Origin of the sequence: Halomonas jincaotanensis, assembly GCF_018448785.1 — a bacterium.
Taxonomy (GTDB): domain Bacteria; phylum Pseudomonadota; class Gammaproteobacteria; order Pseudomonadales; family Halomonadaceae; genus Halomonas; species Halomonas jincaotanensis.
The window spans coordinates 111,028-119,392 of sequence record NZ_JAHCLU010000005.1 but is presented as its reverse complement, the minus strand read 5'-3'; the positions used below and the strand labels follow the sequence as shown (position 1 = coordinate 119,392).

The following is an 8,365-nucleotide window of genomic DNA, read 5'->3' as shown; positions in this document are numbered from 1 at the left end:
CGATCCAGAACCCCCCAGGTAAAAGCGCCATGCGCACCTCCGCCCTGAAGGGCGAGGTTAATGAGCTTGGGTTTCTGGATGTTAATGGGTGTAGGTTTCTGATTCATGGGGTCTGTCCTGTTAGGTGCTGGATAGGCCGCCTGCATTATTGCTTGAGTTCAGGTTATAGCCGGGCACATGAGCTTCTCGCAGCATAAAGACAGGACGAGAGAGTTATCTGTTTGGTGGCGAACATACCCACCCGATGCTGGAGAATAAACAGAGGGTTTGGGAGTTCAGCACATACAATATGATCCTAGACATCATCAGCGCCTCGATCGACTGAGGGGAACCTTGCGACAAGAGAGCCGGAACATGAACCGTAAATGTCACGGGTTTTATGAATGACGACAACGATTCCCGGTTATTGCGCCGGTTACGATTCGAGTTCTGCTAAAGCCGTGGTGATAGCTACGGAATACTGGCCTTCCGTCAGTCCCCAGTGGCTAAGCACATCTGGATCGGGTGTTTCATTCGTCGCGGCGCGAAGCTCTTCGGCGTTTTTATCCTCAAAGCAATGCTTGGCATACGTCTTCGCCTGGGGGTCACTTAGCTGATCGATGAGTTGCATGTTGCTCCCTCGTGTTTCGTCCGGCCCAGCTCAACTGGGGTTGAAAACTGACCTCGCCCTGCTTGGGTTTGCTCGGCCTATGGTGCCAGGATGCTTTCGGCTCACCTCGAGCAGCTCCCGGGCTCAGCGCCACCGCGTATAGCGCCAGTCCCACGCAAGCAAGGATGATTCGCGTGCCGGCAGAACCTTGAGCGGTGATAGCCAAGAGCAAGGCTATCGATCCAAGAACTAGGGCAAAAATGGCTTTCACTATTGGTTCCTCATTGGAGTCGGTCAGGTGTTGTGTCTGCAAATCGTTGAGGAGAATTCGGCGAAACCAATCCTCCTAGGCCTCTCGTTCGACCCTCTGCTGGTCAATACCCTTCACGCCGCTCCAGGCCCGGTTCCAATCACTGCTTCTCACCATGAGTGATGAAAGATGAAGGGCCACCATGACGGCATCTGTCAGGCCGAGGGCAGGGGTGACTCGGCATGAACAGCGCCTGGTGGCGCTCGCTGAAGCCAAGGTCAAGATCGAAGCGCGGGCTGCAGAACGAGATACCGTCGAACAAGCGGCCTACGAAGAGAAAGTCGCGCTACGTTCCCTGCAGCGCATAGTGCAACGTCCTGTTCAGGCATATCCATTGCCACACTCGAGCCGAGGATGGGCCTTATGGCACACACTCACTGTGCGCTGACGAACGCAGCGTTGAGAAATCACCAGAAGCGCAGGCTGCGGCCGGGTACTCAAAGCTCTAATGTGAGAATTGTATGCAACATACACCTAAGGTCTAGCATTACAGCGTGGGCTATCTTGTCTAGGCTAGACATTGCATACAACAATCGGGCTTACACCGTGAACAAGGTCAGTCATCTCGATGCCGCGCCCGCCGCGAGGACGGCTACCGCCCAAGTGCATGAGGCCATCAAGCAGGGCATTCTCGATGGGCATTACCGGCCGCACGATTACATCCGTGAGACCAGCATGGCTCGCGAGCTCAAGGTGAGCCGCACGCCGGTACGCGAGGCGCTTCGCGAGTTGGTGTCGGAGGGCTGGCTCGAGGCCATTCCGCATCACGGCGCCCGCGTGGTGGCCTGGACCGAGCGTGATGCCCGCGAGGTATTCGAGTTACGCCTGGTGCTCGAACCCATGGCGGCGGGTATGGCATGCCGCCTCATGGAACCGTCGAGGCTCAAACAGCTCGAGGCGCTGGCGTCACGAATGGAAGTGCTGGCCGAACCGATGGAACCCACCGCGGAGGCGCGCAACGAAATCGCGGTCCTCAACCACGAGTTTCACCGCGAGCTGATCCGCGCCAGCAATAACCAGCGTCTTTATACCGTGCTCGACATGGTGGTCCGCACCTCGATCATTCGCCGCAACTTCGACCTCTACGACCGCGAGGCCATGCAGCGCAGCATGCGCCATCACCATGAGATTCTTCAGGCCATCCGGGCGCAGAGCCCGGGATGGGCCGAAAGCATCATGCACGCCCATCTGCTCTCGGCGAGAAAGCTGCATGAAAGTGTTGCCGACGCAGCGCCCCGCGACCGGCAAGAGCCACTGAGCTGACTCTCCACGAGGTTCATCGACACTCCGAGGAATGATAACAACAATGACCGACCTGACCCCTCTCACCGACCTTCCCCTCGGGGATCTCAAGGTGCTCGAGCTCGGCCAGTTGATCGCCGGCCCCTACTGTGGACAGGTGTTCGCCGACTTCGGCGCCAACGTTATCAAGGTCGAACCCCCGGGCAGGGGCGACGCCATGCGCCAATGGGGCGAGGCGGACCTCGAGACCGGCGAGCCGCTGTGGTGGAACGTCATCGCCCGCAACAAGAAGTCCCTGACCCTGGACCTGCGCCAACCGCGGGGGCAGGACATTCTGCGTGAGCTCGCCCAACAGGCGGACGTGATTATCGAGAACTTCCGCCCCGGTACCATGGAGCGCTGGGGCCTGGGCTACGAGACGCTGTCGCGCTATAACCCGCGGCTTGTCATGGTGCGCGTCACCGGCTTCGGCCAGGACGGCCCCTATGCCTCTCGAGCGGGGTTTGCCTCGGTCTGCGAGGCGATGGGTGGCTTGCGCTATCTCAGCGGTTATCCGGATCGCCCGCCGGTTCGCGTGGGTATCTCCCTCGGCGACACCCTGGCCGGGCTGCACGGCGCCATGGGAGCACTGATAGCCCTGCACCAGCGCGAGCGCACCGGCCTGGGCCAGGTGGTCGACAGCGCTATCTTCGAGTCTGTGCTGGCGATGATGGAAAACCTGATACCCGAGTATGCGCGGGCCGGCAAGGTCCGCGAGCGCAGCGGCAGCTTCCTGCCCAAGATCGCGCCGTCGAATGCCTATCCCGCCCGCGACGGCCGCGACGTCGTCATCGGCGCCAATCAGGATTCGGTGTTTCGGCGTCTCTGCGAGGCCATGGGCCAGCCGACCCTCGCCGACCACCCGGCCTACGCCACCCACCGCGCCCGCGGCGAGCATCAGCAGGCCATCGACGACCTGGTGGCCGCCTGGACCCGTGAGCATGACGCCCAGACCGTGGTCGATCGTCTGGCTACGGCCGGCGTGCCGGCGGGGCTGGTGTTCCGCGCCCCCGACATGCTCGACGATCCCCACTTCCAGGCCCGTGACGCGATCGTCAAGGTCCCGGACCGCCATGGCAAGCCGCTGCCGATGCAGAACGTCTTCCCGCGCCTGAACGATACCCCGGGACGCGTGCGCCATGTAGGACCCGAACTGGGCGAGCACACCGACACCATTCTCTCGGACTGGCTTGGCCTGGCCCCCGACACCCTCGACGCCTTGCGCGCCGATCACGTGATCTGAGCGGAGCATCTTCATGGATCCAGTCATTGTCGTCGTTCTGCTCATCGGGTTGATCGCCTTCGGCGTGCCGATCTTTCTGGCCCTCGGCCTGTCGGGGCTGCTCGGCCTGTACATGGCACGTGGGTCGCTGGCGTTCTTCTTCGCGCCATCGTCGCTGTTCGGTCAACTCAACGCCTTCGAATTGATCGCCCTGCCGCTATTCATCCTGATGGGTAACTTCCTGGGCGCCACCCCGGTGGGCTCGAGTCTCTTCACCGCTGCGGTACGCTGGCTCAACTGGCTGCGCGGCAGCCTGGCCATCTCGTCGGTGGGCGCCTCGGCGATGTTCGGTGCCGTGTCCGGCGTCAGCCTGGCAGGGGTGGCGGCGGTGGGCTCCATCGCCGTCCCGCAGATGCTCAATCGTGGCTACAGCCGCTCGCTGGCCGCCGGGTCGGTCGTCACGGCCGGGGCCCTGGCGATGCTGATTCCGCCCAGCGTACCGTTTATCATCTATGGCGCCGTCTCCAACGTCTCGGTGGCTGACCTGTTCATCGGAGGCATCGTACCCGGCATCGTGCTGGCGCTGGCCCTTTCGCTGTACATCTATATCCGGGTGTCGCTGCGTCCCGAAGAGGCCCCGGCCAGCAACGAGCACTTCACCTGGAAGCAGCGCTGGGCGAGCCTGGCCGGCATCTGGCATGCCACGCTGCTGGTGGTGGCCGTGCTCGGCTCGATCTATTCCGGCCTGGCCACCCCCAGCGAGGCCGCCGGTATCGGCGCCCTGGGGGCTTTCCTGATCGCCACACTGATCTTTCGCAGCCTCAGCTGGCGCAAGTTCCTCGAGATCCTCGGCGCCACTGCGCGGATCAGCGGCGCCATCCTGCTGATCATCGGCTGCGCCAAGATCTTCGGCGACTATCTCAACATGGTCCGCGTGCCCCAGCTGCTCACCGAGGCGCTGACCGCCAGCGGCTTGCCCGCCTGGGCGATTCTGCTGGCCATCATGCTACTGCTGATCCTGCTGGGGATGATCGTCGATGCGGTGTCGCTGATCGTGGTGACCACGCCGGTGCTGCTGCCGCTGATCGAAGCGCTGGGCTACGACCCACTATGGTTCGGCATCATCATGGTGCTGAACCTGGAAATCGCCGTGGTAACGCCGCCGGTGGGGCTCAACCTCTATGCGCTGCGCGGGGTGTGTCCCGAACTTTCGGTCGAGGAGATTATCCAAAGCGCCCTGCCCTTTGTCGCAGTCCAGTTCCTCGTGCTGATGCTGTTCGTGTTCTTCCCCGGCATCAGCCTGTGGTTACCGGGGCTCATGTAGCCCCGGGGTAGCGCGCCCCGTGGCCAGATCCGCGGGTCGCAACGTCAGTGAACATCATGCGCCAGCACAACAACAAACCGGAGACTCACCATGACCCTAACTCGTCGCCAAGTTCTCAAGTACGGCACCTTCGCCACCGCGGGGGCCACCATGTTCGGCGGGCAGAGCCTGTTCTCGTCTCGGGCGATGGCTGCCACCACCATGACCGGCGTGACCTATCTGCCGCCCTCCTACAAGGCCTTGACCTACGGCTCCAACCGCTTCGTCGAACTCCTCAAGGAAAACGGCGGAGACGCCCTGAATGTCGAATTCTATGATTCCGGCCAGCTGCTCAAGGCCGACGAACAGCTGCCGGCGCTGCGCTCGCGCAGCATCGACTTCATGTTCCACACCACCTCCTACATCACCCGTTCGGTCCCGATTCTCGGCATCACCGGCCTGCCCGGCGTGATCGGCGAGCTATACCGCCACCCCGAGCGCCTGGCACATGGCAGCCCGCTGCTGGAACTCATCAACGAGGTGCTGGCCGAAGAAAACCTCTACATGCTGACCGCCGGTGGTGGCGTGCTCGAACCCGAATACATCTGGAGCACCGAGGCCAGCCCGATCCGCAGCCTGGAAGACGTCCGCGGCAAGAAAATCCGTATCGTCGGCTTCGAGGCCACCCAGGCGCTCGAGGACTACGATATCGGCGCCACCCGTATTCCCTCGTCCGAGACCTACATGGCACTGCAGCGTGGCACCGTGGATGCCGGGGTGTTCAACATCTCCACGGTGATCGGACGTAGCCTTCAGGAGCAACTGCAGGTCTGCTACAAGCTGCCTATGACCGCCTTCACGGTAGCGCCCTTCATGCTGCGCGACACCTGGGACAGCCTGGACGACGAGGTGCGGGGCGTGCTCGAGAATGCGGCCAGCTGGTACGACGAGAACTTCATCGACCACTGCAACAACGACATCTACCCCAACGAATACTGGCCTCAAGTCGAGGAAGAAGGCATCGAGGTCGTCGAACCTTCCGATGAGGATCGCGACACCTTCAACGACGGTGCCGAAGCGGTCTGGAACCACTGGAAGGGAGAGGTCGGCGAGGACGTCGGCAGTCGCGCCATCGCCCTGGCACTAGGCGAGGCCTGAGGAGAACCCCATGACTTCATTTGTCATGCGCAGCTGGGACGGCCTGTTGGCCGTCCTGCGCTGGACCTCGATGGCCGTGCTGATGTTCATGATGGTGTCCATCGGTTACGACGCCATCATGCGCTACGCCTTTGCCGCCCCCACCAGCTGGAGCCTTGAGATCAACTCCTTCCTGCTGGTGTACCTGGCCGTGGTCGGGGCGGCCGAGGCACAGCGCGCCGATGCCCATATTCGTATCACCTACTTCAAGGACAAGCTGCCGGTAACGGTGCGCGCCGCGATCAACCTTCTTACCGGACTGCTGGGCGCGGTGTTCTGTTTCATTCTGGTCTGGCGCGGCGGAATCATGGCCATGCAGGCACTCGAGTTTGGCGAGCGCGTTTCCAGCTCGCTGGGCACACCGATGGTCTACCCCTATGGGCTTCTGCCGGTAGGGTTTGCCGCGCTGGGGCTGCAATTCCTGATCGACGCCTTGATTGCCGGCCATCGCCTGATTCACCCCGGCGCCCACGCCGACGAGGAGACCCCCGCCAATGGCTGACACCCTGAGCCACCAGTTGATCGCCGCCCACCGGATCAGCGGCGACATGACCCCGGGCAGCGAGATCGCCCTGACCATCCAACAGGCCCTGCTGCAGGACATCCTCGGCACCCTGGTGATGCTCGAACTCGATGCCATGGGGCTCGACCGCGTGCATACCTCGCCGAGCGTGCAATACATCGACCACACCCTGATCCAGCAGGACAACATCAACGCCGATGCCCACCTGTTCCTCAAGAGCGCCTGCGAGCGGCTGGGCGTCTGGTACAGCGGCCCCGGCAACGGCATCAGCCATCCGGTGCACATGGAGCGTTTCGGTATCCCCGGCCAGAGCATGGTCGGCTGCGACAGCCATACCACCGCGGCCGGGGCGCTGGGCATGTTGGCCATCGGGGCCGGCGGCATCGAGGTGGCCATGGCCATGGCCGGCCAGCCGCTCTACCTGACCATGCCCGAGATCGTCGGTGTCCGCCTGGAAGGCGAGCTGCCCGACTGGGTCAGCGCCAAGGATATCGTCCTCGAACTGCTGCGCCGTCACGGCGTGGCCGGGGCCAAGAACTGCATCCTCGAGTATTACGGGCCCGGCCTGGCCGAGCTCGACGCCATGGACCGCCACGTGCTGGCCAACATGGGCACCGAGATGGGCGCCACCACCAGTGTCTTCCCCAGCGACGAAGTGACGCGCGACTTCCTGCGCTCGCGCGGCCGTGAGGCCGACTGGCGAGCGCTTTCCGCCGAGCCCGGATGCCGCTACGACCGTGATGAGGTGATCGACCTGTCGACGCTCGAGCCGCTGATCGCTCTGCCCTCCAGCCCCGACAAGGTGGTGCCCGTCAGCGAGGCCGCCGGCCAGCCCCTTCACCAGGCGTATATCGGCTCTTCCGGCAACCCTGGCTATCGCGACATCGCGGTGGTCGCCGAGATCGTCGAGGGCAAGAGCGTGTCCGGCAACGTCTCGCTGGACATCAACCCCTCGACCCGGCGGATTCTCACTGCGCTGATCGACGAGGGCCACCTCGGGGCGCTTGTCGCGGCAGGCGCACGACTCCACCAACCCGGCTGCAACGGCTGTATCGGCATGGGCCAGGCTCCCGCAGCGGGACGCAACAGCCTGCGCACCGTTCCGCGCAACTTCCCCGGGCGCTCCGGCACCCGCGAGGACAGCGTCTTCCTGTGCAGCCCGGAAACCGCGGCAGCCTCCGCGCTCGCGGGCGTGATCACCGATCCGCGCACTCTGGACATGCCCTACCCGCGACCGCGCGAGCCGCAGCAGATGCAGGTCGATGACGCCTGGTTCGTGCCGCCGCTGCCCGCCGAGCAAGCCCGCCAGGTCGATCTTCTGGCGACCGACAATACCCCGCCGTTGCCGCTGCTCGAGCCCTTGCCGGCGACGCTCGAGGTGCCCGTGCTGCTCGAGGTCGGCGACAATATCTCGACCGACGACATCATGCCCGCCGGGGCCCGCGTACTGCCGCTGTGGAGCAACGTGCATGCCTCGGCCGAGCATGTCTTCGAGGCCGTGGATCCTGGCTATGTCGGTCGTGCCCGCGAGCAGGGCGAGGCCGGCCACGCCATCGTCGGCGGCGCCAATTACGGGCAGGGTTCGAGCCGCGAGAACGCCGCCCTGGTTCCACGCCTGCTGGGACTCCAGCTGGTGATCGCCGAGAGCATCGCCCGTATCCACTGGCAAAACCTGCCCTGTTTCGGCGTGCTGCCGCTGACCTTCGCCGACCCTGCCGACCGCACGCGTCTCAGCCAGGGCCGACGGCTACGCATCGAAGGCTGGCGCGAGGCGCTTGCCGCCGGCCGCGACGTCACCGCGACACTGGATAACGGCGAGACGCTCACCCTGCACCACGAGCTCAGTGCCCGTCAGCGCGAGATCCTGTCCGCCGGCGGCGTCATCAACTATCTCTCCCAATCCAGCGATGCTTCCTTCACCTCATGACACTCATCTCAAG

The 8,365-nt window shown here is 63.7% G+C and carries 7 protein-coding genes; 6 read left to right on the top strand and 1 reads right to left on the bottom strand.

The features are described from left to right. Positions 1-415: 415 nt before the first annotated feature. A complete protein-coding gene (locus KG088_RS06575) occupies positions 416-610 on the bottom strand; it encodes a hypothetical protein (RefSeq protein WP_213824706.1) in 195 nt (64 codons plus the stop codon). A gap of 835 nt (positions 611-1,445) precedes the next feature. On the opposite strand from KG088_RS06575, the gene KG088_RS06570 reads away from it, so the two are divergent. From KG088_RS06570 to KG088_RS06545, 6 genes are all read left to right on the top strand, one after another. Next, a complete protein-coding gene (locus tag KG088_RS06570; protein WP_319941394.1) occupies positions 1,446-2,162 on the top strand; it encodes a GntR family transcriptional regulator in 717 nt (238 codons plus the stop codon). A gap of 43 nt (positions 2,163-2,205) precedes the next feature. Further along, entirely contained in the window at positions 2,206-3,423 is a 1,218-nt protein-coding gene (locus KG088_RS06565) for a CaiB/BaiF CoA transferase family protein (RefSeq protein ID WP_213824704.1), read from the top strand. 13 nt (positions 3,424-3,436) lie between these two features. Beyond that, positions 3,437-4,726 carry a TRAP transporter large permease gene (locus KG088_RS06560; RefSeq protein ID WP_213824703.1) on the top strand — a complete coding sequence of 430 codons (1,290 nt, stop codon included), beginning with the start codon at positions 3,437-3,439 and terminating at the stop codon, positions 4,724-4,726. 90 nt (positions 4,727-4,816) lie between these two features. Continuing rightward, the gene (locus tag KG088_RS06555; RefSeq protein WP_213824702.1) at positions 4,817-5,863 is read left to right on the top strand and encodes a TRAP transporter substrate-binding protein; all 1,047 of its coding nucleotides are present in this window, start codon (positions 4,817-4,819) and stop codon (positions 5,861-5,863) included. Positions 5,864-5,873: 10 nt separating this feature from the next. Beyond that, the gene (locus KG088_RS06550; RefSeq protein WP_213824701.1) at positions 5,874-6,404 is read left to right on the top strand and encodes a TRAP transporter small permease; all 531 of its coding nucleotides are present in this window, start codon (positions 5,874-5,876) and stop codon (positions 6,402-6,404) included. Next, on the top strand, positions 6,397-8,352 hold the full coding sequence (locus KG088_RS06545; RefSeq protein ID WP_213824700.1) for an aconitate hydratase: 1,956 nt from the start codon (positions 6,397-6,399) through the stop codon (positions 8,350-8,352). The genes KG088_RS06550 and KG088_RS06545 overlap by 8 nt, the downstream gene beginning before the upstream one ends. Positions 8,353-8,365: the final 13 nt, after the last annotated feature.

What these genes read in the sequence shown, in the direction of transcription:
- KG088_RS06555 (WP_213824702.1), top strand. Translation starts at nt 4,817, where the DNA reads ATGACCCTAACTCGTCGCCAAGTTCTCAAGTACGGCACCTTCGCCACC.
- KG088_RS06560 (WP_213824703.1), top strand. Translation starts at nt 3,437, where the DNA reads ATGGATCCAGTCATTGTCGTCGTTCTGCTCATCGGGTTGATCGCCTTC.
- KG088_RS06575 (WP_213824706.1), bottom strand. Translation starts at nt 610, where the DNA reads ATGCAACTCATCGATCAGCTAAGTGACCCCCAGGCGAAGACGTATGCC.
- KG088_RS06565 (WP_213824704.1), top strand. Translation starts at nt 2,206, where the DNA reads ATGACCGACCTGACCCCTCTCACCGACCTTCCCCTCGGGGATCTCAAG.
- KG088_RS06545 (WP_213824700.1), top strand. Translation starts at nt 6,397, where the DNA reads ATGGCTGACACCCTGAGCCACCAGTTGATCGCCGCCCACCGGATCAGC.
- KG088_RS06550 (WP_213824701.1), top strand. Translation starts at nt 5,874, where the DNA reads ATGACTTCATTTGTCATGCGCAGCTGGGACGGCCTGTTGGCCGTCCTG.